The sequence below is a fragment of the Variovorax frigidus genome, assembly GCF_051216515.1.
GTDB lineage: Bacteria > Pseudomonadota > Gammaproteobacteria > Burkholderiales > Burkholderiaceae_C > Variovorax.
Map to the genome: position 1 here is coordinate 96,833 of NZ_JBPJZF010000003.1, position 26,285 is coordinate 123,117.

The 26,285-nt window shown below is 70.0% G+C and carries 19 protein-coding genes; 11 read left to right on the plus strand and 8 right to left on the minus strand.

Annotation, left to right across the window (positions count from 1 at the left end; translation table 11 throughout):
• Positions 1 to 137: 137 nt before the first annotated feature.
• From ACSFBC_RS09820 to ACSFBC_RS09830, 3 genes are read left to right on the plus strand one after another with little or no spacing between them, the layout of a single operon-like run.
• Positions 138 to 1,463 carry an MFS transporter gene (locus tag ACSFBC_RS09820; RefSeq protein WP_435510139.1) on the plus strand — a complete coding sequence of 442 codons (1,326 nt, stop codon included), beginning with the start codon at positions 138 to 140 and terminating at the stop codon, positions 1,461 to 1,463.
• 33 nt (positions 1,464 to 1,496) lie between these two features.
• A complete protein-coding gene (locus ACSFBC_RS09825; protein ID WP_435510140.1) occupies positions 1,497 to 2,936 on the plus strand; it encodes an FAD-binding oxidoreductase in 1,440 nt (479 codons plus the stop codon).
• A gap of 49 nt (positions 2,937 to 2,985) precedes the next feature.
• Positions 2,986 to 3,933: a LysR family transcriptional regulator gene (locus ACSFBC_RS09830; RefSeq protein WP_435510141.1), complete on the plus strand. Its 948-nt coding sequence runs from the start codon at positions 2,986 to 2,988 to the stop codon at positions 3,931 to 3,933.
• Positions 3,934 to 3,997: 64 nt separating this feature from the next.
• Here the strand turns inward: ACSFBC_RS09830 and ACSFBC_RS09835 are convergent, their stop codons facing one another.
• Positions 3,998 to 4,360, minus strand: coding sequence for a DUF4148 domain-containing protein (locus ACSFBC_RS09835; protein WP_435510142.1), 363 nt, complete (start codon positions 4,358 to 4,360; stop codon positions 3,998 to 4,000).
• 215 nt (positions 4,361 to 4,575) lie between these two features.
• Here ACSFBC_RS09835 and recC point away from each other — a divergent pair, with 215 nt between their 5' ends.
• The 4 genes from recC (at position 4,576) to ACSFBC_RS09855 (ending at position 16,035) form a co-directional block, all read left to right on the plus strand.
• Complete coding sequence (recC, locus tag ACSFBC_RS09840) at positions 4,576 to 8,034, plus strand: exodeoxyribonuclease V subunit gamma (protein ID WP_435510143.1); 3,459 nt, start codon at positions 4,576 to 4,578, stop codon at positions 8,032 to 8,034.
• Positions 8,031 to 11,723, plus strand: coding sequence for an exodeoxyribonuclease V subunit beta (gene recB, locus ACSFBC_RS09845; protein ID WP_435510144.1), 3,693 nt, complete (start codon positions 8,031 to 8,033; stop codon positions 11,721 to 11,723). The genes recC and recB overlap by 4 nt, the downstream gene beginning before the upstream one ends.
• On the plus strand, positions 11,720 to 13,705 hold the full coding sequence (recD, locus tag ACSFBC_RS09850) for an exodeoxyribonuclease V subunit alpha (protein WP_435510145.1): 1,986 nt from the start codon (positions 11,720 to 11,722) through the stop codon (positions 13,703 to 13,705). The genes recB and recD overlap by 4 nt, the downstream gene beginning before the upstream one ends.
• A gap of 140 nt (positions 13,706 to 13,845) precedes the next feature.
• Positions 13,846 to 16,035 (plus strand): putative bifunctional diguanylate cyclase/phosphodiesterase, encoded by a 2,190-nt coding sequence (locus tag ACSFBC_RS09855; RefSeq protein ID WP_435510146.1) that lies wholly within the window; start codon positions 13,846 to 13,848, stop codon positions 16,033 to 16,035.
• 4 nt (positions 16,036 to 16,039) lie between these two features.
• On the opposite strand, the gene ACSFBC_RS09860 is transcribed toward ACSFBC_RS09855, so the two are convergent.
• The 6 genes from ACSFBC_RS09860 to ACSFBC_RS09885 form a co-directional block, all read right to left on the minus strand.
• Complete coding sequence (locus tag ACSFBC_RS09860) at positions 16,040 to 16,558, minus strand: murein hydrolase activator EnvC family protein (protein ID WP_435510147.1); 519 nt, start codon at positions 16,556 to 16,558, stop codon at positions 16,040 to 16,042.
• A gap of 47 nt (positions 16,559 to 16,605) precedes the next feature.
• On the minus strand, positions 16,606 to 18,390 hold the full coding sequence (locus ACSFBC_RS09865) for an ABC transporter ATP-binding protein (protein ID WP_435510148.1): 1,785 nt from the start codon (positions 18,388 to 18,390) through the stop codon (positions 16,606 to 16,608).
• A gap of 19 nt (positions 18,391 to 18,409) precedes the next feature.
• Positions 18,410 to 18,883, minus strand: a complete 474-nt coding sequence (locus ACSFBC_RS09870) for a CreA family protein (RefSeq protein ID WP_435510149.1) — start codon at positions 18,881 to 18,883, stop codon at positions 18,410 to 18,412.
• A 7-nt stretch (positions 18,884 to 18,890) separates the two neighbouring features.
• Entirely contained in the window at positions 18,891 to 19,445 is a 555-nt protein-coding gene (locus tag ACSFBC_RS09875) for an NUDIX hydrolase (RefSeq protein ID WP_435510150.1), read from the minus strand.
• 3 nt (positions 19,446 to 19,448) lie between these two features.
• Complete coding sequence (locus ACSFBC_RS09880; RefSeq protein ID WP_435510151.1) at positions 19,449 to 20,150, minus strand: fumarylacetoacetate hydrolase family protein; 702 nt, start codon at positions 20,148 to 20,150, stop codon at positions 19,449 to 19,451.
• Positions 20,151 to 20,279: 129 nt separating this feature from the next.
• Positions 20,280 to 21,341 carry a porin gene (locus tag ACSFBC_RS09885; protein ID WP_435510152.1) on the minus strand — a complete coding sequence of 354 codons (1,062 nt, stop codon included), beginning with the start codon at positions 21,339 to 21,341 and terminating at the stop codon, positions 20,280 to 20,282.
• Positions 21,342 to 21,576: 235 nt separating this feature from the next.
• Between ACSFBC_RS09885 and maiA the strand changes: the two genes are divergently transcribed.
• Positions 21,577 to 22,227, plus strand: a complete 651-nt coding sequence (gene maiA / locus ACSFBC_RS09890; RefSeq protein WP_435510632.1) for a maleylacetoacetate isomerase — start codon at positions 21,577 to 21,579, stop codon at positions 22,225 to 22,227.
• On the plus strand, positions 22,224 to 22,970 hold the full coding sequence (pgeF, locus tag ACSFBC_RS09895; RefSeq protein ID WP_435510153.1) for a peptidoglycan editing factor PgeF: 747 nt from the start codon (positions 22,224 to 22,226) through the stop codon (positions 22,968 to 22,970). The genes maiA and pgeF overlap by 4 nt, the downstream gene beginning before the upstream one ends.
• On the opposite strand, the gene ACSFBC_RS09900 is transcribed toward pgeF, so the two are convergent.
• A complete protein-coding gene (locus ACSFBC_RS09900; protein ID WP_435510154.1) occupies positions 22,902 to 23,222 on the minus strand; it encodes a hypothetical protein in 321 nt (106 codons plus the stop codon). The genes pgeF and ACSFBC_RS09900 overlap by 69 nt on opposite strands.
• Before the next feature lie 112 nt (positions 23,223 to 23,334).
• On the opposite strand from ACSFBC_RS09900, the gene phaC reads away from it, so the two are divergent.
• Positions 23,335 to 25,041 carry a class I poly(R)-hydroxyalkanoic acid synthase gene (phaC, locus tag ACSFBC_RS09905; protein ID WP_435510155.1) on the plus strand — a complete coding sequence of 569 codons (1,707 nt, stop codon included), beginning with the start codon at positions 23,335 to 23,337 and terminating at the stop codon, positions 25,039 to 25,041.
• 49 nt (positions 25,042 to 25,090) lie between these two features.
• Positions 25,091 to 26,269 (plus strand): acetyl-CoA C-acetyltransferase, encoded by a 1,179-nt coding sequence (locus ACSFBC_RS09910; protein ID WP_435510156.1) that lies wholly within the window; start codon positions 25,091 to 25,093, stop codon positions 26,267 to 26,269.
• The last annotated feature ends 16 nt before the right edge of the window (positions 26,270 to 26,285 follow it).

The following is a 26,285-nucleotide window of genomic DNA, read 5'->3' on the forward strand; positions in this document are numbered from 1 at the left end:
TCGGCGCGAGATGCGCGCTTCGCCCATCGGTATGAATTTTCCGCGTTAACCCGCTGCGGCGGGCGGCGGTGCGCGCGCGACGATTCGCGCATCGCCGGGCGTGAGAACATGCCCGGCTGTCACCCGGGACCTTCTCCATGAACACCTCTGCCATGCCGCGCCCTTCGTCGGGCGCCGGCGCCTCCCTCGCCGCGGACGCGGTCTACCGAAAAGTCAGCTGGCGGCTGATCCCGCTGCTCTTCGTCTGCTACATCGTCGCCTACCTCGACCGTGTCAACGTGGGCTTCGCCAAGTTGCAGATGCAGGACGCGCTGCAGTTCAGCGAAGCCGTCTACGGCCTGGGCGCGGGCATCTTCTTCATCGGCTACTTCCTGTTCGAGGTGCCGAGCAACGTGATCCTGCACAAGGTCGGCGCCAAGCGCTGGATCGCGCGGATCATGGTGACCTGGGGCCTGCTGTCGGCCGGCACGATGTTCGTGACGACGCCCATGTCCTTCTACCTGGTCCGCTTCTTCCTGGGCGCGGCCGAGGCGGGCTTCTTCCCCGGCATCATCCTGTACCTCACCTACTGGTACCCGGCGGCGCGCCGCGGCAAGGCGACCTCGCTGTTCCTGGCCGCCATTCCCTTCGCGGGCATCCTCGGCGGGCCGTTCTCGGGCTGGATCCTGCAGAGCATGGCCGGCGTCAACGGCTGGCAGGGCTGGCAGTGGCTGTTCCTGCTGCAGGGCCTGCCGACGGTCGCCATGGGCTTCCTGGTCTGGCGCTACCTCGACGACCGCGTGAAGGACGCGCGATGGCTCGAGCCGGCCGAGCGCGAACTGATCGCGCGCGACATCGCGGCCGACGGCAGCGGGAAGTCCGAGGCCAAGGTGCTCAGCGTGCTGACCAACGGCCGCGTGTGGCTGCTGGCGCTGGTGTACTTCACCTTCACGGCGGGGCTCTACGGCATCTCGTTCTGGCTGCCCAGCATCATCAAGTCGATCGGCGTGAAGAGCGCGCTCGACATCGGCCTCTTGAGCGCGATCCCCTGGTCCTTCGGCGTGGTCGCGATGTACCTGGTGGCCCGCAGCGCCGACAAGCGGCTCGAACACCGATGGCACTCGGCCGTCGCCGCGGTGGTGGGCGCGCTCGGCCTGGTGCTGAGCGTGGCCATGCACGGCAACGCGGTCTGGGCCATGGCGGGCCTGACCATCGCGACCATGGGCATCATGGCCACGCTGCCGGTGTTCTGGGGCCTGCCGACCAGCTTCCTGGGCGGCGCGGCCGCGGCGGCCGGCATCGCCTTCATCAATTCCTTCGGCAACCTCTCGGGCTTTGCCGCGCCCTTCCTGATCGGCGTGATCAAGGACATCACGAAGAGCACCGACTCGGGCCTGCACATGCTGGCCGGGCTGCTGGTGCTCGGGGCCGTGCTGGTGCTGGTGTTGGCCAAGCCCACGGCTGCGTCCCGCGGCAACCGCTGAGCGGCGGTACGCCCTTTTTTGACAGGAGCCCCCATGTCCCCCCACGCGAACACCGCAGCGGGCGCGCCGCTGCATGCCCCGCGCCGCTCACCTTCGCCCGCGCTGACCGCGCAACTGCAGGCGCATTTCGGCGCGCGTTTCTCCACCGGCGCTTCGGTGCTGCTGCAGCATGGCAGCGACGAGTCGGCCTACCTGCCGGTGCCGCCCGATGCGGTGGTCTACGTGCACAGCACCGAAGAGGCCGCCTTCGTGGTGCGCGCCTGCGCGGCCGAACGCGTGCCGCTGATCGCCTTCGGCGTCGGCTCGTCGATCGAGGGCCACCTGCTGGCCGTCGAAGGCGGCGTCTGCATCGACTTCTCGCAAATGAACAAGGTGCTCGCGATCCGCACCGAGGACCTCAACGTCACTGTCGAGGCCGGCGTCACGCGCAACCAACTCAACGCGGCGCTGGCCGGCACGGGCTTTTTCTTCTCGGTCGATCCCGGCGCCGACGCCACGGTGGGCGGCATGGTCGCGACCGCGGCCTCCGGCACCAACACGGTCCGCTACGGCACGATGCGCGACAACGTCGTCAACCTCACCGTGGTCACGGCCGACGGCGAGATCGTGCGCACCGCGACCCAGGCGCGCAAGAGCTCGGCCGGCTACAACCTGACGCAGCTCTACTGCGGCTCCGAGGGCACGCTCGGGCTGATCACCGAAGCCACCGTGCGCGTGCACCCGCACCCCGAGGTGGTGGCCGCGGCGGTGGTGCATTTCCCCGCCGTGCGCGACGCGGTCGACTGCGTGATCGAGGCGATCCAGCTCGGCGTGCCGCTCGCACGCGCCGAGATGCTGGACGCGCTGACGATCCGCGCTGTCAATGCGCACAGCCGCACGGCGCTGGGCGAACACCCCACGCTGTTTCTCGAGTTCGGCGGCAGCCAGGCTCAGATCGACGAGCAGGCTGCGATCGTGCGCGAGATCGCGGCGGGCCACGGCGGCGGCGCGTTCCAGTGGGCCACGCTGCAGGAGGAGCGCTCGCGGCTCTGGACGCCGCGCCACCACGCCTATTTCGCGTCGCTGCAGTTGCGCCCCGGCTGCCGCAGCATGACCACCGACGCCTGCGTGCCGCTGTCGGCGCTGGCCGCCTGCATCGGAGAGACGCAGGAAGACATCGGCGCGCACGGCCTGCTGGCGCCGGTGTTCGGCCACGTGGGCGACGGCAACTTCCATTGCCTGGTGCTGTTCGATCCGCTGAACGCCGACGAGGTCGCGGCGGCCGAGGCCTTCAGCCACCGGCTGGTGCAGCGCGCGCTGCGCCACGGCGGCACCTCGACCGGCGAGCATGGCGTGGGCCTGCACAAGATGCCTTACCTGGTCGAGGAGCACGGGGTGCATGCAGTGGCGCTGATGCGCGCCGTGAAACACGCGCTCGACCCGCACAACATCTTCAATCCCGGCAAGGTGGTGCCCTTCGAAGCGCTGCGCTGACGCCGTCGGCGCGCGGGTCCGACGACAATGGCCGCTGGAGGCTCCTGCGTTGGAACTGCGTCAATTCAAGTATTTCCTGTCGATCGCCGACAGCGGCAGCGTGTCGCGCGCGGCGCAGCAGCTGCACGTGGCGCAATCGGCGCTGAGCCGGCAGCTGTCGGAACTCGAGGCCGAGCTCGGCACGCAGCTGCTGCTGCGCAGCCGCAACGGCGTGGTGCTCACCGACAGCGGCAAGGTGTTCTACGAATACGCGCAGGGCATCACCAAGCAGATCGAGGACGCGCGGGCGGCCGTGCACTGCGCGGCCGATGCGGTGGTGGGCTCGGTGGTGGCGGCCTTGCCGCAGAGCGTGGCCGCCACGCTCGCGCTGCCGCTGCTGCGGGCCGCGGCGAAGCGCTATCCGAACATCGTTTTCCATCTCAACGAAGAGCTGACCGGCAACATGGCCGACCAGATGCTGCGCGGCCGCGTCGACGTGGCGGTCTTCACGCCCGGCATGCTGCCGCAGGACATCGCCTTCACGCCGCTGGTCGACGAGGCCTTCGTGCTGATCCACGCCGCGCAGGACGAGGGCGCGCCGCCGCCCGGCGACGTGACGGTGGCGCAGGCCATCGCGCGGCCGCTGGTATTGCCCAGCAATCACCATGGCCACTGCACGCGCTGGATCGTCGACGCCGCGCTCGAGGCCGGCGCGTACCGCGCGCAGCGCATCGCCGCCGAAATCAATTCGGTCTACGTGCTCAAGAGCGCGGTGGAGGCCGGCATCGGACCGACCATCATGCCGCTGGGCCTGGCGCAGCGCGAGGTCGAGGACGGCCGGCTGGTGGCGCATGCGATCGCCTCCGACGCGATGGTGCGGCGGCTGGGGCTGTGCGTCTCGCGGCACCTGCCGATGACCAATGCCAAGCGCGCGATCTGCCAACTGATCCGCGATGTGGTGCGCGAGTTGTGCGAGCAGCAGAAGTGGGCCGGCGCGCGCCTCGTCGCGGAAGACTGAGGCGCGCGAAAAAGCCGGCCCTCGCTTGCGCGCGGGCCGGCTTTTCTTTCAGATCAAGCGTCGATCAGTTGGCGGCGGCAGGGCGTTGCTGCTGCGCCTGCACCGGTGCCGAGGTGCGCGCCATCGTCGAGATCACGCGGCTGTTGACCTTGGAGCCGCTCGACACGTTCTGGTCGGGTGCGCTGGCTTGCTTGACCGCATCGGCGTAGACCGCATCGCGGCTGGCCGTCGAGGTGAAAGGCTCGGCGCCGCGCGAACCGCGTGCGACGTTCTGGTTCGGCGAGGCGGCGGTGCGTTCGGCTTCGGCGGCGACTTCGGCGCGGCTTTTCACCGAGTTGGCGGCGTGCACGCCGTCGTAGGTTTCGGCGTGGGCCAGCGAGAAGATCGACAGCGACAGGGTGGCGGCGATGAGCGAGAGCGTTTTCATGAGAGGTCCTTGGAAGTGGATCTGCAGGGTGATCGGTTCGGCTGGCCATCGCATGGCAACACCGTGTCGCAAGTGTGTTGATGTTTTGTGTCCCACACAGCGCCACTTCGTGCACGCCGTGTTTCCATCGCGCGAACAATCGCTCTAGAAATGCCATGCGGCGAGAATCAGGCGCACTCGGCTACGCTTCAATTCCTCCGACGCTCCTTCCCCGCATGACACCCTCCGACCTCCAGCCCGGACTTCTGGTCCTCCACGGCAACCGCGCCGAGCTGCTGGGCGATGCGTTGTTCGAATGGACCCGGCGCCACCCGCTGCAGCCATTGGAGGAGGAGATCTTCCTGGTGCAGAGCAACGGCGTGGCCGAGTGGCTGAAGATGACAATGGCCGCGCGCAGCGGCGTGTGTGCGGCCGCCCGCGTCGAATTGCCCGCGCGTTTCCTCTGGCGCAGCTACCGCCAGGTGCTGGGCCGCGACGCCGTGCCTGCCCGCTCGGCGCTCGACAAGCAGGCGCTGACCTGGCGCCTGATGAACCTGCTGCCCATGCTCGCGCCGCAGCCGGGCTACGAGCCGCTGGCCGGCTTCCTGCGCGACGGCGACATGGGCCGGCGGCTGCAGCTCGCGGGCCGGCTGGCCGATCTCTACGACCAATACCAGGTCTACCGCGGCGATTGGCTCGCGGCCTGGGAGGCCGGGCGCGAAGTGCTGCCGGGCCCCAGGGGCGAGACCGCATTGCCGCCCGACCAGTGCTGGCAGGCCGCGCTGTGGCGCGAACTGCTCGATGGCCTGAGCGGGGAAGAGCGCTTCGCCGCGCGCTCGAATCTGCACCGTCGCTTCATTGCCGCACTGGATGCCGGCAAGGTGCCGGCCACGCCGGTGGCGCGCCGCGTGATGCTGTTCGGCATGACGCACGTGCCGATGCAGACGCTCGAGGCGCTGGCCGCGCTGTCCGCGCACAGCCAGGTGCTGCTGGCCATCCCCAACCCCAGCCGCTACCACTGGGCCGACATCATCGAAGGCCGCGAACTGCTGCGCATGGAGCGCCGCCGCCAGCCCTTGCGCGGCGAACGCGACCTGGCGCTGGTGCCGCTCGAGCAGATGCATGCGCACGGCCATCCGCTGCTCGCGGCCTGGGGCCGCCAGGGCCGCGACTTCGTGCGCCAGCTCGACGCCTTCGACGACGCCGACGCCACGCGCCAGCGCTTCGGCGACAGCAAGATCGACCTGTTCGACGAGGCCGAGCCGCAGACATTGCTGCAGCAGGTGCAGGCGCACATCCGCGACCTGCTGCCGCTGGGCGAGCACACGCATCCGGCGGTCGACGCAGCCGACCGCTCGATCGTCTTCCACATCGCGCACGGCGCGCAGCGCGAGGTCGAGATCCTGCACGACCAGCTGCTGGCACTGCTCGCGAATCCCCCGGGCGGCACACCGCTGAACCCGCGCGACATCGTGGTCATGGTGCCCGATGTCGCGGCCTTCGCGCCGGCCATCCGCTCGGTGTTCGGCCAGCACACGCGCGGCGATGCGCGCTTCATTCCCTTCGACATCGCCGACCTGAGCGAGCGCGGCCACAACCCGCTGCTGGTCGCGCTCGAATGGCTGCTGCGCCTGCCGCAGCAGCGCTGCGGCCTGACCGAGATCCGCGACCTGCTCGACGTGCCGGCCGTGGCCGCGCGCTTCGGCCTCGATGCCGACGCGTTGCCGCGCCTGGCGCGCTGGATGGAAGGCGCGGGCATCCGCTGGGGCCTCGACCTCGCACACCGCCGCGACCTCGGGCTGGCCGAGTGCGGCGAGCAGAACACCTGGCTGTTCGGACTGCGCCGCATGCTGCTGGGCTATGCGAGCGGCGAGGCGGCCGAGGGCGTGGACGGCAGCTTCCTGGACATCGAGCCCTATGCCGAAGTCGGCGGCCTCGAAGCCACCATCGCGGGCGCGCTGGCCGACCTGGTCGAGGTGCTGGGCGACTGGTGGGTGCAGGCCTCGACCGATGCCACGCCCGCGGCCTGGGCCGAGCGTTCGCGTGCCTTGCTCGAAGCGTTGATGGCGCCGACCGACGAACGCGAACGGCTGGCGCTGGCCGCCGCGCAGGAGGCGTTGGGCCAATGGCTCGAGGCCTGCGAGCTGGCCGGCTTCGACGCACCGGTGTCGCTGGCCGTGGCGCGCGAGGCCTGGCTTGAGGGCATCGACGAGCCCGGCTTGAGCCGCCGCTTCCGCGCGGGCGGCGTCACCTTCTGCACGCTGCTGCCGATGCGCGCCGTGCCCTTCGAGGTCGTGTGCCTGCTGGGCATGAACGACGGCGACTATCCGCGCAGCAGCCCGCGCAGCGACTTCGACCTGATGGGCCTGCCGGGCCAGCGCCGCCCCGGCGACCGCTCGCGCCGCGACGACGACCGCCAGCTCATGCTCGAAGCGCTGCTGTCGGCGCGCCGCGTGCTCTACCTGAGCTGGACCGGCCGCAGCGTGCGCGACAACAGCGAGCAGCCACCCTCGGTGCTGGTCTCGCAACTGCGCGACTACCTGGTGGCGGGGTGGCACGAGGATGTGATCGAGCGTCGCACCACCGAGCATCCGCTGCAGCCCTTCAGCCGGCGCTACTTTGAAGGCGCTGAAGGCGATCCCCTGTTCACCCACGCGCGCGAATGGCGCACCGCGCACGAGGCCACGGCGGAACAGGCCGTGCCCGCGCTGCGCCCCGAAGGCAGCGCGGCCAGCGGCGAGCGCGCGGTGCCGCTCACGCTCGCGGCGCTGACCAGCTTCCTCAAGAACCCGGTGAAGGATTTCTTCCGCCGGCAGCTCGATGTCGTGTTCCAGGAAGACGAGGCCGCGATGGAGGACCACGAGGCCTTCGCGCTCGACGGCCTCGAACAGTACGGCCTGCTCGACGAGGCGCTGACGGCCTTGCGCGATGTCGACGACGCGGCCGTGCTGTCGCGGCGCGTCGATGCGCAACTGCAGCGCATCCGCCGCAGTGGCCGCCTGCCGATGGCGGAGCTGGGCCGGCGTGCCGAGCGCGCGCTGGCCGACACGCTGCAGCCCATGCTCGCGCGCTGGCGTGCGCTGCACGCGCTGTACCCGGTGGCGGGCGTGAAGGAGCCGTTGCGCTTCGCGCACGAAGGCCTGCTGCTCGACGACTGGCTCGACGGACTGCGGCTGTCCTCGCTCGAATCGGGCGAGCCGGTGTGGATGGGCATGCTGCCCACGCGGCTCGCGTCGGAGAAGGGCGTGGTGCGGCCCGACAAGCTGATCGCGCTGTGGGTGAACACCCTCGTCAGCAGCGCCTGCGGCGCGCCGGTGCAGGGCGTGCTGGTGGGGCGCGATGCGACGGTCACGGCCCTGCCCCTGCAGGCCGACTACGCGATGGCCACGCTGCGCACCCTGCTCGATGTCTGGCGTGAAGGCATGGGCCGGCCCTTGCCGCTGGCGCCGCTGACGGCCCTCGAATGGCTGGCCGGCGGCAAGCCCGAGCAGGCTTACGAAGGCGGCATGTTCGTCGGCGGAGAGGTGCAGGAGCCCTGCCTGGGGCGCGTGTATCCCGACCATGAAGCGCTGCGCGCGGGCGGCGAATTCGAAGACCTGGCCGAGGCGCTGTTCGCGCCGCTGCGCGACTGGGCCGCGACGCAACTCACGGTGGAACTGCATGCGGCCGGCGGGTCGGAAGGAGACCTGGCATGAGCATCGCGCTGAACGCACTCACGCTGCCTTTGTGGGGCAGCCGGCTGATCGAGGCCAGCGCGGGCACGGGCAAGACCTGGACCATCGCCGCGCTGTACCTGCGGCTGGTGCTGGGCCATGGCGGCGAGGACGAAGACAAGGACGAAGGTGGTGGGCCCACCGCCTTCGCGCGCCCGCTGGTGCCGGCCGAGATCCTGGTGATGACCTTCACCCGCGCGGCCACGCGCGAGCTGTCGGACCGCGTGCGCGCGCGGCTGCTGGAAGCCGCGCGCTGCTTCCGCGGCGAGACCGAGCCCGTGGCCTTCGATGTCTTCCTGCGCGAACTCATGGCCGCGTACCCCGAAGGCCCGGCACGCACGGCCGCCGCCTGGCGGCTCGCGATGGCGGCCGAGAGCATGGACGACGCAGCGGTCCACACCATCGACGCCTGGTGCCAGCGCATGCTGCGCGAGCACGCTTTCGACAGCGGCAGCCTGTTCGACGAAGAACTGGCCGCCAACGAGCGCGCGATGTTCGACGAGGCCGCGCAGGACTACTGGCGCCAGCAGTTCTATCCGCTCACGGGCGACGCGCTCGATGCCGCGCTGGCCGCCTGGGGCAGCGTCGAGGCGCTCGCGAAGGATGCGCGTGCGTTGGCCGAGCAGCCCTTGCCGGCCGATGCGGGGCAGGGCAGCCTGGGCGACCTGATCGCCAGCACGATGGCCGAGCGCCAGCGCGCGCTGGTCGACCTGAAGCAGGGCTGGGCCGCGCGCATCGAGGCCATGCGCAGCTGGCTCGAAGGCCAGCTGGGCGGCAAGACCAGCGTCTTCAACAAGACCAAGCTGCGCGCGCAGTACTACGAACCCTGGCTGCGCGAACTGCACGGCTGGGCGACAAGTGCGCGCAGCGATCGGCCGGTGCTGAACAAGGGCGAGTTCCGGCTCACGCCCGCGGGCCTGGACGATGCGTGCAAGGGCGATGCCCCGCCCGTCTGGCCGGCCGAGTTCAGCGCCTTCGCGCAACTGATGGCGGCGCTCGATGCCTTGCCGCCCATCGCGCCGCGCCTGCGGCTGCACGCGGCCGCACAGATCGCGCGGCGCATGGCCGAGCTCAAGAAGCAGGCGGGCAGCTTCGGCTTCGCCGACATGCTCGAACGGCTCGATGCGGCGCTCGATCCGGCGCGCAACGGCGAGGCCGCGGTGCGCCTGCGCGAACGCATGCTCGTGCAGTACCCGGTGGCGCTGATCGACGAGTTCCAGGACACCTCGCCGGTGCAGTCGCGCATCTTCGACCGGCTCTACCGCATCGCCGACAACGCACCGGCCACGGGCCTGCTGCTGATCGGCGATCCCAAGCAGTCGATCTACGGCTTCCGCGGCGCCGACATCCATGCCTATCTCACGGCACGCCGCGCGACCGAGGGCCGGCACTACGTGCTGGGCACCAACCACCGCTCGACCGCCTCGGTGGTCGCGGCCGTGAACCACCTGCTCGCGCAGCCCGAGGCGCGCGAAGGCGAGGGCGCCTTCATGTACCGCAGCGCGGGCGACAACCCGCTGCCCTTCGAGGCGGTCGATGCGCGCGGGCGGGGCGAATCCTTCGTCAGCGCAGACGGTGCGGAGCCGGCCGTGACCATCGCGCTCGATGCCGAACTGCTCAACGCCGAGGGCAGCCGGCGCCGCTTTGCGGCGCGCTGCGCCGAGCGCATCGTCACGCTGCTCAACGACGAGACGGCCGGCTTCGCCGAGCCCGACCAGCCCTTCGTTCGCCTGCGCCCGGCCGACATCGCGGTGCTGGTGCGCACCGGCAAGGAAGCCGCAGCCGTGCAGCGCGAGCTGCGCCGGCGCCGCGTGGCCTCGGTCTATCTGTCGGACAAGGATTCGGTGTTCGCGAGCGGCGAGGCGCACGACCTGCTGCACTGGCTCAAGGCCGTGGCCGCGCCGCTCGACGTGCGGCTGGCGCGCGCCGCGCTCGCCACGCGCACCGTGGGCCTGTCGATCGACGAGCTGCGCGTGCTGGCGCGCGACGACGAGGCTTTCGATGCGCGCAGCGAGCAGCTGCGCGAACTGCACGGCGTGTGGCAGCAGCAGGGCGTGCTCACCATGCTGCGCCGCACGCTGCACCGGCTCGACCTGCCTGCGCGCTGGCTGGCCGCGCCCGACGGCGAGCGCCGGCTCACCAACTTCCTGCACCTGGCCGAACTGCTGCAGGCCGCGAGCGGCATGCTCGACGGCGAGCAGGCGCTGGTGCGCTGGCTCGGCGACCAGCTGCGAGGCGAATCGGCCGGCGGCGACGAGCAGGTGGTGCGGCTCGAAAGCGATGCCGACCTGGTCAAGGTGGTCACGGTCCACAAGTCCAAGGGCCTGGAGTACCCGCTGGTGTTCCTGCCTTTCGCGAGCGGCTTCCGCGGCGTGAAGAAGGCCGGCACCTCTCACCTGAGCCTGGCCGATGCAGAGGGCGAACGCACGCTGCACCTGCACCTGAGCGATGCCCACGTGGCCGAGGCCGACAAGGAGCGGCACCGCGAAGACCTGCGCCTGCTGTACGTGGCGCTCACGCGCGCGCGGCATGCCGTCTGGGTCGGGCTGGCCGCGCTCAAGGAGGGCAGCGCCAACGCGCCGACGCTGCATCGCAGCGCCATCGGCTATGTGCTGCACGGCACCGAGACGGTGCTGCCCGAGCAGCTGCAGGCGCGCATCGCGCAGGCGGTGCAGGGCTGCGCCGATATTTCGCTGATGCCGGCCGCCGAGATGGCGGGCCTCGCCACCACGCCGCTGCAGCCGCGCGGTGCGCCGCCCGCGTTGCGCGCGGTGGTGGCCTACCAGGCCAGCTTCGACCGGCGCTGGTCCATCGGCAGCTTCTCGGCGCTGGTGCGCACGCTGCCCTCGATGCCGGGCGTGCTGGCGTCGAGCGTGGCGGCGGTGCGCAACGACGAGGTCAGCGACGAGGTGCCGGAACCCGTGGCCTCTGCATCGGGCGACGCCCCCTGGCACCGCTTCCCCCGCGGCGCCTTCGCGGGCAACTTCCTGCACGACCAGCTCGAATGGCTGGCCGGCGAAGGCTTCGACCTCGCGGCCTCGGAAGAACGCCAGCAGCAGTTGCTGCGCCGCTGCGAGCGTCAGGGCTGGGGCGAGCGTGCGCCCGAGGTGCTGGCCTGGCTGCTGCAGGTGCTGCAGACGCCGCTGCCGCCGATCGGCACCGCGCTCGAAGGCTTGCCGACCACGCTGCCCGAAATGGAGTTCTGGCTGCCCAGCCGCAGCCTCGATGCGCTGCAGATCGATGCGCTGTGCAGCGTCCACCTGCTGGCCGGCCGCGCGCGGCCGCCGCTGCCCGAGCGTGAACTGCACGGCATGCTGATGGGCTTCGCCGACATCGTGTTCGAGCATGGGGGCCGCTACTGGGTGCTCGACCACAAGTCCAACCACCTGGGCGACGCCGATGCCGACTACACGCACGATGCGCTCGAGGCCGCGATGGCCGCGCACCGCTACGACGTGCAGGCCGGCATCTACCTGCTGGCCCTGCATCGCCTGCTGCGCGAGCGGCTCGGCGATGCCTACGACCCGGCTGCGCACCTGGGTGGCGCGGTCTTCCTGTTCCTGCGCGGCGTGGCCGGACCGGCCAGCGGCTGCTACCACGTGCAGCCGCCGCTGGCGCTGCTCGACGGGCTCGACCAACTGCTGGGTTCGGCGCAGGAGGCCGACGCATGACCATCGCATCCACGGCATCGACACGCCCGCTGATCGACACGCTGCGCCGCTGGGCCGCCCAGGGATGGCTGCGCCGGCTCGACAGCGCCTTCGCCGCCTTTCTGGGCGAGCTGCAATCCGACACGCCACCCGAGGTGCTGATGGCCGGTGCGCTGGTCGCGCACATGGAAGGACGCGGCCACGCCTGCCTGCTGCTCGACGAGCTGCGCGACGACCCTGCGGCACTGCTGAACTGGCCGGCCGAGGCGCTGGTCGAACTGCAGGCCGCGATGGCCGCCTTGCCGCCGACGGCGCAGTGGGCCGACGCCTTGCGCGCCAGTCCGCTGGTCGCGAACGGCGACGGCGCGGCGGCAGGCCGCGGCGAGCCGCTGGTGTTGCAGGCCGGCAAGCTCTACCTGCGCCGCTACTGGGCCTACGAGCAGCGCGTCGCGGCCCAGGTGCTGGCGCGCGGCGCCGCGCCGCGCAAGGTCGACGAAGCGGCGCTGCGGGCGCAACTCGACCTGCTGTTCGGGCCCGCGAAGCCGGACGGCGATGCGGTCGATTGGCAGAAGATCGCGTGCGGCATCGCGTTGCGCGGCCGGCTGTCGATCATCACGGGCGGCCCGGGCACGGGCAAGACCTACACCGCCGCGCGCCTGCTGGCGCTGTTGTTCGCGATGGACCGCTCTCCCGAGCGCCTGCGCGTGATGCTGGCCGCGCCCACGGGCAAGGCGGCCGCGCGGCTCAAGCAGTCGATCGATGCCGCGCTGGGCGAATTGAGCGAGCAGGTGGGCGACCGCCTGCCATTGAACGAACTGGCCTCGCACATCCAGCCCGCGCGCACGCTGCATTCGCTGCTGGGTGCACGGCCCGACACGCGGCGCTTCCGCTTCGATGCGGCGCGTCCGCTCGAGGTCGACGTGCTGATCGTCGACGAGGCCTCGATGATCCATCTGGAGATGATGGCCGCGCTGCTGGAAGCATTGCCGCCGCAGGCGCGCGTGGTCTTCCTGGGCGACAAGGACCAGCTGGCCTCGGTCGAAGCGGGCGCGGTGCTGGGCGACCTGTGCCGCGATGCCGAAGCCGGCCGCTACAGCGCGCGCACGCTGGCCTTCATCGAGGCGGCGACCGGCCAGCGCGTGCCCGACAGCTTCGCGGGCGAGGGGCCGCCGCTGGCGCAGCAGACCGTGATGCTGCGCGAGAGCCGACGCTTCGGCGGACCCATCGGCCAGCTGGCGCTGGCGGCCAACCGCGGCGACGTGAAGGCGTCCACGCAGTTGCTGCACGCCAAGGCGAAGGGCGAGCTGGCCTGGCTCGATGCGCCCTCGACCGCGGTGGTCGTGCAGCTCGCCTTGCATGGCCGCGCCGATGCACCGGGCGGCTTCGCAGGCTATCTGCAGGCGCTGCGCCAGCGTCCCACGGTGCCGGATGCGCAGACGCACAGGGACTGGGTGCTGTCGGTGCTCAACGCCTTCGAGCGTTTCCGCCTGCTGTGCGCGGTGCGGCAGGGCGACTGGGGCTCGGAAGGGCTCAACCTGGCGATCGAGCGCGCGCTGGTGTCGGCAGGCCTGCTGGTCAAGCGCGGCGCCTGGTACGAGGGGCGGCCGGTGATGGTGACCCGCAACGATGCGGGCGTGGGCGTGTTCAACGGCGACATCGGCATCGCGTTGCCGCCCGCCACGCCCGGTGCCCCGTTGCGCGCCTACTTTCTCGACGGTGCCGAAGCGCGCTCGGTCGGCGTGAGCCGGCTGGCTGCGGTCGAGACCGCATTCGCCATGACGGTGCACAAGTCGCAGGGCTCGGAGTTCGAGCACACGGTGCTGGTGCTGCCGCGCGACCCGAGCCGCGTGCTCACGCGCGAACTGGTCTACACCGGCATCACGCGCGCGCGCAAGGCCTTCACGCTGGTCACGCCGCGCGCACAGGCCTTCGGCGAGGCGCTGGCGCAGCGCACGCGGCGCGCCAGCGGCCTGCTGGAGCGGCTGCAGAGCGAGGACGCCTAGCGATTCGCGGGTCGCCCCCAAAGCCGGACCACGGCGATCACCCTTGGGCTGCGGCCCCTCATGACCGATGAGGCGTCCCCGCAGCGACTTCCACTTTCTTCGATGCGGATCCAACTCCTGATCTGCTGCGTACGTATCCCGTGAACTCTCCACTCCCATCCGACTTCCTCCCCTCCCAATACAACCTGTGGGCCGTCGCCGCTTCGGTGCTGATCGCGATGCTTGCGTCCTACGTGGCGCTCGATCTGGCGCGGCGCGTGCGGCAGTCGGACGGTCGGCTCCACGCCATCTGGTGGGTCGCCGGGTCCTTCACACTGGGCACGGGCATCTGGTCGATGCACTTCGTCGGCATGCTCGGCTTTTCCCTGCCGGTCGATCTCGGCTTCACCGTGGGGGCCACGCTGGCCTCGTGGATTGCCGCGGTGGGCGCGTCCAGCATCGCGCTGTGGGTGGCCAGCCAGGGGCGGTACGGGGTCCAGCGACTGATGATGGCCTCCGTTGCCATGGGGGCGGGCATCTGCGCCATGCACTACATCGGAATGGCTGCGCTCGACATGGCGCCGGGCATCGTCTGGCATGCGCCGACGATCGCGCTCTCGGCCGCCATCGCGATCGGCGCCTCGGCGGCCGCGCTGCTGATCTTCAAGCACCTCGGCGATGCGGCGCCCGAGCGGCGGGTGCCGCTGCAATTGCTCGCCGCGCTGGTGATGGGGCTCGCGATCTGCGGCATGCACTACACCGGCATGGCGGCCGCGGCCTTCCCTGCCGGCTCTGTCTGCCTGAGCGCCGACGCGCTGCATGGCACCGGGCTCACCACCGTCGTCGGGCTCGCGACCAGCATCCTGTTGCTGGGCACGCTGTTCACCTCGACCCTGGAAGCGCGGCTGCAGGTCGTGGCCCAGCGCCTCGCGCATTCGCTGCAGGAGGCCAACACCGAACTCACGCGTGCGAACCAGGAGCTGCACCAGCGCGCCTTCACCGATGCACTCACCGGGCTGCCGAACCGCGTGCTGTTCGAGGACCGCTTGCACCATGCCTTGCTGCGCATGGGGCGCGCCAACCAGATCAAGGTGGAGGAGCGAATCGCGGTGCTGTTCGTCGACCTGGATGGTTTCAAGCCCATCAACGATTCCTTCGGCCATGCGGCGGGCGACCACATCCTGCGCGCGACGGCGGACCGGCTGGCGCGCCTGGCCGGCGAGAGCGACACCGTCGCGCGGGTGGGGGGCGACGAGTTCCTGATCTTGCTGGAAGGCGTGCGCGACGACGCCGAATGCGCCCAGGCGGCGAACAAGGTCCTGCGTGCGCTGTCGGAGCCGTTCAGCATCATGGGCAAGCAGTTGCAGATCGCCTGCTCGATCGGCATGGTGCTGCACCCCGACCAGGGCGAACCGGACAAGCTGGTGTCCAACGCCGACGCGGCGATGTACGCCGCCAAGCGCGCGGGAGGTGGCAACTACGCGATGTTCGAGTCCTCCATGGGGGCCGACGCCTCCTTGCAGCTCGAGCTGCAGAGCGACCTGCGCCAGGCGCTCGAGCTCAAGCAGTTCGAGCTGTACTACCAGCCCAAGATCGACGGGCAGAGCAAGCACACGAGCGGCGTCGAGGCGCTGGTGCGCTGGAACCATCCGCAACGCGGGCTCATCGCGCCGGTGCATTTCATCGGCCTGGCCGAGCGCTTCGGCCTGATCGTGCGCCTGGGCGACTGGATCATCGACGAGGCCTGCCGCCAGATCGCCCAGTGGCAGGCGCAAGGCATGACCATGTCGGTGGCCGTGAACCTGTCGGTCATGCAGCTGCGCGAGGCCGACTTCGCGGAGCGTGTGGGGCAGTCGCTGGCGCGGCACGGCGTGCCGGCGTCGCTGCTGCTGTGCGAGATCACCGAGTCGCTGGCGATGGAGGACTTCCGCGCCACCGAACGCACGATCGCGGGCCTGGCACGCATCGGCGTGTTCCTCTCGATCGACGACTTCGGCACCGGCTACTCGAGCCTGAGCCATCTGCGCCAGTTGCCGGCGCGCCAGGTGAAGATCGATCGCAGCTTCGTGCAGGACCTCGAGACCCAGGAGGACGCACGTGCCGTGGTCGACGCCGTGATCCGCCTGGCGCACGCGCTGGGTTTGGGCGTGGTGGCCGAGGGAGTGGAGACGCAGGCGCAGCGCGACCTGCTGCTGGCCATGGGCTGCGACGAACTGCAGGGCTTTTTCTATGCCAGGCCGATGGATGCACCGGCCCTGCTCGACTGGTTCGATGCGCGCAATACCGGCGATGCAGGCGGCTTGAGTGCCGCCGCGGGCGGGCGTCTTTCGCCCGGCCTGCCGCAGGCCTGAAGGCCTAGCGCGCCGCGCCGTTGAGGTAGGGCTCGGGATTGACCGCCGTGCCGTTCTTGCGGATCTCGAAGTGCAGCTTCACGCGGTCGGCGTCGCTCTGGCCCATCTCTGCGATCTTCTGGCCCTGGCGCACGATCTCGTTCTCCTTGACCACGATCGCCCGGTTGTGGGCATAGGCGGAGAGGAAGGTCTCGTTGTGCTTGATGATGACCATGTTGCCGTAGCCGCGCAGCTGCCCGCCCACGAAGACCACGCGGCCGTCGGCCGAGGCGACGATCGGGTCGCCCGCGTTGCCTGCGATGTCGAGTCCCTTGTTGCGGTTGCCGTCGAAGCGCGCGAGCGTGGCACCGGGTGCGGGACGGATGAAGATCGCTTTGGCCTGCGGCGCCGCGGCCGGGGCGGACTTGCCCGGGCCCGGCGTGGGTGTGGTGGTGGTGCAGGCCAGCAGGCCGAAGGTGGCCAGCGCCGCGAGGCCGCCGCGCAGCATGGCGCGCAGGGAGGGGGGTGAAGTGGAACGGGACATGGGTCGATTGGAACGCATTTGCCCGGCAGGGTTCCCCAAAGCCGGACTCACTGCGGCGCGACCATGCGCTGCAGCAACGGTTGCCGGGCCAGCACGGCCTCGCGCGGGCCGGCGTCGAGCACGCGGCCGGCTTCCATCAGCACCACGGTGTCGAAGCGGTCGAGCAGGCTGAGCCGGTGGATCGAGGCCACCACGCAGGCTTCGGGGAAGGCGTTCGCGATGCGTTCGAGCACGCGCGCCTCGGTGGCGGCGTCGAGCGCGCTCGTGGGCTCGTCGAGCAGCAGCAGCGTGCTGCCCTGCGCCGCGAGCACGCCGCGTGCCAGGCACAGCCGCTGGCGCTGTCCGCCCGAAAGGTTGAAGCCGCGTTCCGACAGCGGCGTGTCGAGGCTGCCCTGCGTGGCGGCAAGCACTTCGTCGAAGGCGCTGGCATGCAGCGCGGCCAGCAGCGTGGCGTCGTCGCCGGGGCGGCCGAAGGTGAGGTTCTCGCGCACGCTGGCTTCGAACACCTCGGTCTCCTGCGGGATCAGCGTGGCGATCTGGCGCAAGCGACCCCACTCGGCGGCCTGTCCGTCGAAGGCCAGCGTGCCGGCCTGCGGTGCGTAGAGGCCGGCCAGCAACCGCAGCAGCGTGCTCTTGCCGCCGCCGCTGGGGCCGACCAGCGCGACGCGCTGGCCGCGGCGCAGCGTGAGTGCCACGTCGTGCAGCCCGCTGCGCACGGTCTCGCCTTCGACGGCCGTACCGCGCCGCGCGTAGTCCCAGACTAGGCCCGCCAGCGTGAGTTGCGACCAGCGCGCGTCGGCGTCGATGCGCTCGTGCGCGGGCACCTGCTCGGGCGGGGTGGTCAGCGCCGGGCCGTGCGGCGCTTCCCAGATCGGCGTCGCGCTGCCGTAGTCGGTGTGCATGCGCGCGAAGAACTGGAAGTTGGCCGCCATCGACGACACCACGCCGGCCGCCTGCTGCGCGTACTGGTAGATCATGAAGACCGAGCCCAGCAGCACCGCCTGGCCCGGCGTGCGCGACTGCCACACGTACAGCACCACCAGGCCCCAGGTCAGCATCAGGCCCAGCATGTCGACGGTGAACCACTTGCCTTCGTTGAGGACCACGGTGCGCTTGAGCGGCACCGAGATGGCCGCCATGCGTGCGCGCAGCAGCAGGCGCGAGGCACCCTGCAGGCGCAGCCCGATCACGGTCGAGGTGTTGCCGACGAAATCGAGCAGCGCGGCCACATAGCGCCGGTCGGCGTCGTTCTCGGTGCGTGCGAGCCGCATCAGCGCGCGGTCGATGCGCAGGATGATCAGGCCGATCACCACATAGCCTGCGAGCGCGGTGATCCCGCTGGTTCGCGACAGCAGCGTCAACGCCACCAGCGGCCCGACGATGTTGACGCCGTTGGTGAGCCAGATGAACTGGTTCTGCGCGAAGTCCGAGAGTGCGCGGCTGGCCTGGTGCACGCGGTGCTGCAGCTCGCCCGAATGGTGGCCGTCGTGCCAGACCAGCGGCGCTGCGGCGAGGCGCACATAGAGCTGGTCGGCCAGCGATTCGCGCACATGCACGCCGACGTTGCGTTCGAGGATGCGGCCGGGGCCGTGCAGCATCCACGAGAAGAGGTAGACCCCTGTCAGCGTGGCGATCCAGCCGCCCGAGCCGCGCAGGTCGCCGCGTTGCAATGCGTTGATGGCCTGGCCCGCGAGATAGGGCAGGGTCAGCTTGACCAGTTGCGAGCCGGTGAGCAAGGCCGTGGCGCCCAGCAACTGGCCGCGCGCGCCTTCTGCGAAGCGCCACAGCGCGGCATAGAGTTCGCGGACGGCGTTGCCGGGGGCTGTGGTCATCCGTGCGGGGCCGCTTTCCCTACTTCACCGGAATGGGCATGGCCCGGTCCACCGGCACCGCGGTCACGCTGTTCTGCGGCGAGCCCTCGACCAGCCGGTCGGAGTAGCTCAGGTAGATCAGCGTGTTGCGCTTGGGGTCGACCATGCGTACCACGCGCAGGCGCTTGAACATGATCGACTGGCGCTCGCTGAAGATCTCGTCGCGCTTCTTGAGCGCTTCGGTGAAGCTCACCGGGCCGACCTGGCGGCAGGCGATCGACGCCTCGGCCTTGTCCTCGGCCAGGCCGAACGCGCCCTTCACCCCGCCCGTCTTGGCGCGCGAGACATAGCAGGTCACGCCGGCGACCTGCGGGTCGTCGTAGGCTTCGACCACGATCTTGTGGTCGGGGCCGATGAACTTGAAGACCGTGTCGACCTCGCCCACCTGCTCGGCACCGGCCGTGCAGGCGGCGATGGCGCCGAGGAAAACGAAGGCGAGGCGTTGGATCTTCATGAAAGGCTCACGTGATGTCGAGGGTGTGGACGCGGTCGAAATCTCCGCGGCGGCGGTCGTCGAAGTAGCAGCGCAGCGTCTCGCGCACGGTGCGGAAGGCGATCTCGTCCCAGGGAATCTCTTCCTCGGTGAAGAGCTTCGCCTCGATGGTCTCGTGGCCCGGATCGAACACGTCGTCGAGCAGGCGGGCGCGATAGAACAGGTGGACCTGGCCGACGCGGATCACGCTCATCACGGCGAACAGGCCTTCCATTTCGTAATGCGCGCCGGCCTCTTCATCGGTCTCGCGCGCGGCACCCTGGGCCGTCGATTCGTTGAGCTCCATGAAGCCGGCCGGCAGCGTCCACTTGCCCCAGCGCGGCTCGATGTTGCGCTTGCACAGCAGCACGCGATCGCCCAGCACGGGGATCGTGCCGACCACGTTGACCGGATTCTCGTAATGGATGGTGTGGCAGGCCGGGCACACGGCGCGCTCGCGCGTGTCGCCGTCGTCGGGCACGCGGTAGACCACGGCCGTGCCGCAGTTCTTGCAGTGCTTGATGGGGAGGTGGACGACGCTCATCGCTCAGACGATCTTGACGGTGAGCGACGGCAGGCCGGCCACCGTCCCGACCAGCGTGTCGCCCTTGACCACCGCGGCCACGCCTTCGGGCGTGCCGGTGAAGATCAGGTCGCCGGGCTGCAGATCCCAGGCGGCCGACAGATGCTCGATGGTCTCGGCGATGTTCCAGATCAGCTTGCTCACCGTGCTGCGCTGGCGGTCGGTGCCGTTCACCTGCAGCGCGATCTCGGCGTTGGGCGCATCGCCGGCCTGGGCCACCGGCACGATCGGGCCGATGGGCGCGCTCTGCTCGAAGCTCTTGCCGATGTCCCAGGGGCGGCCCTGCTTCTTCATCTCGCCCTGCAGGTCCCGGCGGGTCATGTCCAGGCCCACGGCGTAGCCGAAGATGTGCTTGTGCGCATCGGCCGCGGCGATGTTCTTGCCCCCGGTGCCGATCGCCACCACGAGCTCGATCTCGTGGTGCAGGTTGTGCGTGAGCGAGGGGTAGGCCATGGTGCCGGTCTGGCCCGCATCGACCACCACCACCGCGTCGGCCGGCTTCATGAAGAAGAAGGGCGGCTCGCGGCCGGTGAAGCCCATTTCCTTGGCATGTTCTTCGTAGTTGCGGCCCACGCAGTAGATGCGGTGCACCGGGAAGCGGGCGGGCTGGCCGGCGACGGGGATGCTGACCACGGCCGGCGCGGGGAAAACGTACTCGGAAGCCATTTGCTTGTTCGTCCTTTGAAGCGAGAACGGCAGTTTGCCAGAGGCGCAACGAAGACGTGCCGCGGCGCCCCTTCGCAGGGGCGGCGCGGCACGCGTCAAGTCAGGGCCGGTGGAGGCGGCCGGCGGGGATCAGAAGCTGTGGCGCAGGCCCAGTTCGTAGCCGGAGACGTTGCTGCCCAGCGCGATGGTCGGGCTGGCGAGCGAGGACGAGGACACGGCCAGGCCGCGGTTGGCGCGGTCGTCGTTGCTCACGCGCGAGATGGTGCCGTAGAGCTGCGTGCGCTTGGACAGGTTGTAGCCGTAGCCCAGTGCCAGCTTGTCCGAGTCGGCGTTGTCGATGTCCTTGCGCTGGAAGTGGCTGTAGGCCGCGCGGATCTCGCCGGCGCCCACGGGCACGGTGACGCCCACGCCCAGCAGGTCGACGCGGCGGCCGTTGCCGCGCTCGGTCGCGAACAGGATCATCGGCTTGGCGACGCCGAAGTTGTACGAGGCGCCGATGTTGGCCGACTTGTAATCCACGCCCACGGCGGTGGTGCCGCCGCGCGTCTCGCCGTAGCCCAGGGCCGCGTTCAGCGGACCCGAACCGTAGCCCAGGCGCAGGGCGACCGAATCGCGCAGCGTGTCGTTGATCACGTTCGAGACCTGCTCGCCGAAGGCGTACTGGACCTGGCCGTAGAAGCCGCCCAGCGTGGCGGGCAGCAGGTAGCTGATGCCGTTGCTGGTGCGCTTGGGCGCGCTGCCTTCGGGCGTGCCGACGGCCGAGCTGGCGCTGCCGACCAGGTTCGAGCCGCCGATGCCGCCGACGCCGACGTCGCCGAAGGGATCGAAGGTCTCGATGTTCAGGTAGGCCGGCGACTTGTCGCGGCCCAGGCGCAGCTCGCCCAGTTCGTTGGTCGACAGGCTCACGGTCGAGCGGCGGTCGAAGGAGAAGCCGGCGCTGTTGCCGTTGTCGACGTTGATGCCGGCTTCGAGCCAGAAGCCCGCGGCCAGGCCGCCGCCGAGGTCTTCGACGCCGCGGAAGCCCAGGCGGCTGCTCGACTGGCCGCCGTTGGCCAGGCCGGTGATGCTGGCATTGCCGGCCTTGATGTGGGCCAGCGAAGCATCGAGCACACCGAACAGTTGGACGTTGGATTGGGCGAAGGCGCCGGCGGCGGCGGTCAGGGCCGCGATGGCGACGAGGGTGTGTTTCATGGAGGTCGTTTCTTCGTTGGAGGGATGCCGGCGGCCTGCTTGCGCGAGGGCGCCGGACATGCGCATGGCGCCCGTTGCCGGGTGCCTCCCGATTAGAGAAACCTTGTGTGACAGCTCAGGGTAAACCCGTGCAGCGAGGGGGCATGCGCCGCGCTTCGTCATCGGGGCGTGATAGGCCCCGGATCCCGTGGGCCGAGCCCTCGGCGCGCAGGGGCCGCGATATGCTCGATGCATGATGAAGCTGCACAACTACTTTCGCTCCTCCTCCTCGTACCGCGTGCGCATCGCGCTGAACCTCAAGGGCCTGGCCTACGACTACGTGCCGGTGCACATCGCGCGCGGCGAGAACCTGCAGGCGCCGTTCAACACGCTGTCGGCCGACATGCTGGTGCCGGTGCTGGAAGAAGACGCGTCGGCGGGCGGCGAGCTGTTCTCGCAGTCGATGGCGATCATCGAATACCTCGACGAACTGCACCCCGAGCCGCCGCTGCTGCCGCACGACCCGGTCGGCCGCCAACGCGTGCGTGCGCTGGCGCAGATGATCGCCTGCGAGATCCACCCCATCAACAACCTGCGCGTGCTCAAGTACCTGGTGCGCGAGCTCAAGGTCGACGAGGCCGCCAAGAACGCCTGGTACCGCCACTGGGTGCGCGAAGGGCTGGAGGCTTTCGAGCGGCAGCTGGCGCGCCTGCCCGCGAGCCTCTACTGCTACGGCCACACGCCCACGCTGGCCGACTGCTGCCTGGTGCCCCAGATCTTCAACGCCCAGCGTTTCGATGCCGACCTGAGCGGCCTGCCGCGCACGATGGCGGCGTATGAAGCGGCGATGCAGCTCGATGCCTTTCAACGGGCTCAACCTTCCCGTTGCCCCGACGCTGAGTCATGACGCCAGCGGTGGACTGGCTGCAGCCCGACTGGCCCGCGCCGGCGGGCGTGCATGCCGTGTGCACCACGCGTGCCGGCGGCGTCTCGCAGGGCGCCTGGCGCGGCCTGAACCTCGGCGACCACGTGGGCGATGACCCGGCGCACGTCGCGGCCAACCGGGCGCAACTGCGCGCGGCCATCGGTGCGCAGGCTGTGTTCCTTCAGCAAGTCCATGGCGCCGACGTGCTGGCGCTGCAGGCCGACACGCCCGACGGGGCGGTGGCCGATGCCTGCACCACGACGCACCAGGGCCTGGCCTGCACGATGATGGTGGCCGACTGCCTGCCGGTGCTGTTCACCGACCTGCAGGGCCGGCGCGTGGCGGCCGCGCATGCGGGCTGGCGCGGCCTGGCCGCGGGCGTGCTCGAGCGCACCGTCGACCGTTTCGAAGGCGAGCGGCCCATCGCCTGGCTCGGCCCCTGCATCGGACCCCGGGCCTTCGAGGTCGGCGACGAGGTCAAGGCCGCCTTCGAGGCCCGGTCGGCCGAGGCTGCGCAGTGCTTTCACCCGACCGGCACCGCCGGCAAGTGGTGGGCCGATCTGCCAGCGCTCGCGCGTCAGCGGCTGCAAGCCGCGGGCATTGCCGGGATCTACGGCAACGACGGCAGCGAGGCCTGGTGCACGGTGCGCAATCCGTTACGGTTTTTCTCGCACCGGCGCGACGGTGTCAGCGGGCGTTTCGCCGCCTGCATCTGGCGTGGTTGATGCCGCGGCAGCCGCGGCCTTGTCCGCGGCCGCACGGCGCGCCGCCTCCTGTGCCGCAGCCTCCTTTTCCTTCAGCACGCGGCGCCGCGCGGGCGTGCTCATCAGGTAAACCACCAGGGAGAGTGGCAGCAGGCCATAGAGTAGAAAGGTGAAGATGGCGCCGAGCACCGTGCCGTTCGTGTTGGTGGCTTCGGCCACGGCCATCATCACGGTGACGTAGAGCCAGGCGATGATCACGAGGTAGAGGGACATGGGGTGCGAATGAGGGAAGGAGAAAGCTGAAATGAAGGGGGCGTCGCGTTGTGGCGGCCCATCGAATGCAGGATACTCAAATTCAAAAGCAGTCCAGGAACCAGGAGAACCCATGAAGCAGCAGGCCGCATCCTCCGATGCCTTCACCCCGTTCCAGGAAGCACTGACCCAAGGCTGGCAGAAGGCCCTGACGTCCTTCCAGTCGATGGGCACACCGGGTGCCGCACCCGAGATACCGCGCTTCACCTTCGCCGCCGACAAGCTCAAGGCGATCCAGGAACAGTACGTGGCCGAAGCCGGCACGCTCTGGCGCCAGGGACTCACCGCCCAGCCGGCCGCCGACAAGCGCTTCGCCGGCGAGGCCTGGACCCACAACCCGTTGTCGGCCTTCGCCGCCGCGGTCTACCTGCTCAATGCACGCACGCTGCTCGGCATGGCCGATGCGGTCGAGTCCGATGCCAAGACGCGTGCCCGCCTGCGCTTCGCCATCGAGCAATGGCTGGCGGCGTCCTCGCCCAGCAACTCGCTGGCCTTCAATGCCGAGGCCCAGCAGAAGGCGCTGGAAAGCCGTGGCGAAAGCATCGCCAAGGGCGTGCAGAACCTGGTCCACGACATCCAGCAGGGCCACCTGAGCATGACCGACGAGAGCGCCTTCGAGGTGGGTCGCAACGTCGCGACCACCGAGGGCGCGGTCGTGTTCGAGAACGAGCTGTTCCAGCTGCTCGAATACAAGCCGCTCACGGCCAAGGTCCACGAGCGGCCCTTCCTGCTGGTGCCTCCCTGCATCAACAAGTTCTACATCCTCGACCTGCAACCCGAGAACTCGCTGATCCGCTATGCGGTCGAGCAGGGCCATCGCGTGTTCGTCGTGAGCTGGCGCAACCCCGACGAGTCGATGCGCGAGTTCACCTGGGACCGCTACATCGAGGACGCGGCCATCAAGGCCATCCACGTGGTGCAGGAGATCGGCGGCCAGGGCAAGGACGCGAAGATCAACGCGCTGGGCTTCTGCGTCGGCGGCACGATCCTGGGCACCGCGCTGGCCGTGCTGGCCGCGCGCGGCGAGAAGCCGGCGGCCTCGGTCACGCTGCTGACCACGCTGCTCGACTTCCAGGACACCGGCATCCTCGACATCTTCATCGACGAGGCGATGGTGAAGCTGCGCGAAGCGCAGATGGGGCAGGGCGGCGTGCTGCCGGGCATGGACCTGGCGTCGACCTTCAGCTTCCTGCGCCCCAACGACCTGGTGTGGAACTACGTGGTGGGCAACTACCTCAAGGGCGAGACCCCGCCGCCCTTCGACCTGCTCTACTGGAACAGCGACGCGACCAACCTGCCGGGCCCGTTCTATGCCTGGTACCTGCGCAACACCTACCTCGAGAACAAGCTGGCCCAGCCCGATGCGCTGACCGTCTGCGGCGAGAAGATCGACCTGGGCCGCATCGACATTCCGGCCTACATCTACGGCTCGCGCGAGGACCACATCGTGCCCATCGGCGGCGCCTACGCCTCGACCCAGCTGCTGACCGGCAAGAAGCGCTTCGTGATGGGCGCCTCGGGCCACATCGCCGGCGTGATCAACCCGCCGGCCAAGAAGAAACGCAGCCACTGGATCCGCGAAGACGGCAAGCTGCCGCAGGCGCAGTCGGACTGGCTGGCCGGCGCGGTCGAGCATCCGGGCAGCTGGTGGACCGACTGGTCGCAATGGCTCAAGGGCCATGCCGGCAAGCAGATCGCGGCACCCAAGGCCTACGGCAAGGGCCGCAGCTATGCCGCGAGCGAACCGGCGCCGGGACGCTACGTCAAGGCCCGCGCCTGAACATCCTTTTCCTTTTTCTATTCAAGCCCAAAGCAACGGAGCATCCATCATGGAAGACATCGTCATCGTTTCAGCCGCACGCACGGCCGTCGGCAAGTTCGGCGGCTCGCTGGCCGGCATCGCCGCCACCGACCTCGGCGCCATCGTGATCAAGGAAGTGCTGGCGCGTGCCGGCCGCTCGCCCGAGGAGATCGGCGAAGTCATCATGGGCCAGGTGCTGGCCGCGGGCGCGGGCCAGAACCCGGCGCGCCAGGCCTTGCTCAAGGGCGGCCTGACCAAGGCCACGCCGGGCCTGACCATCAATGCGGTCTGCGGTTCGGGCCTGAAGGCCGTGATGCTCGCGGCGCAGGCCGTGGCCACGGGCGACAGCGAGATCGTGATCGCGGGCGGCCAGGAGAACATGAGCCTGGCGCCGCACGTGCTGCCGAATTCGCGCAACGGCCAGCGCATGGGCGACTGGAAGCTGGTCGACACCATGATCGTCGACGGCCTGTGGGACGTCTACAACCAGTACCACATGGGCATCACGGCCGAGAACGTGGCCAAGCAATACAACATCGACCGCGCATCGCAGGACGAACTCGCGCTGGGCAGCCAGACCAAGGCCGCGGCCGCGCAGGACGCCGGCAAGTTCAAGGACGAGATCACGGCCGTCACCATCCCGCAGAAGAAGGGCGACGCGATCGTCTTCGACCAGGACGAGTTCATCAACCGCAAGTCGAGCGCCGAAGGCCTGGCCGCACTGCGCCCCGCCTTCGACAAGGCCGGCGGCGTGACGGCCGGCAACGCCTCGGGCCTCAACGACGGCGCCGCCGCCGTGATGGTGATGACGGCCAAGAAGGCCGCCGCACTGGGCCTGACGCCGCTGGGCCGCATCGCGAGCTACGCCACCGTGGGCCTCGACCCCGCGATCATGGGCATGGGCCCGGTGGGCGCATCGAAGAAGGCGCTGGAGCGCGCGGGCTGGAAGGCCGCCGACCTCGACGTGCTCGAAATCAACGAAGCCTTCGCGGCCCAGGCCTGCGCGGTGAACCGCGAGATGGGCTGGGACGTGAGCAAGGTCAACGTCAACGGCGGCGCGATCGCCATCGGCCATCCGATCGGCGCGTCCGGCTGCCGCATCCTCGTGACGCTGCTGCACGAGATGAAGCGCCAGAACGCCAAGAAGGGCATCGCCTCGCTGTGCATCGGCGGCGGCATGGGCGTCGCACTCACGATCGAGCGTTGAGCGCGTTCTTGAGCGG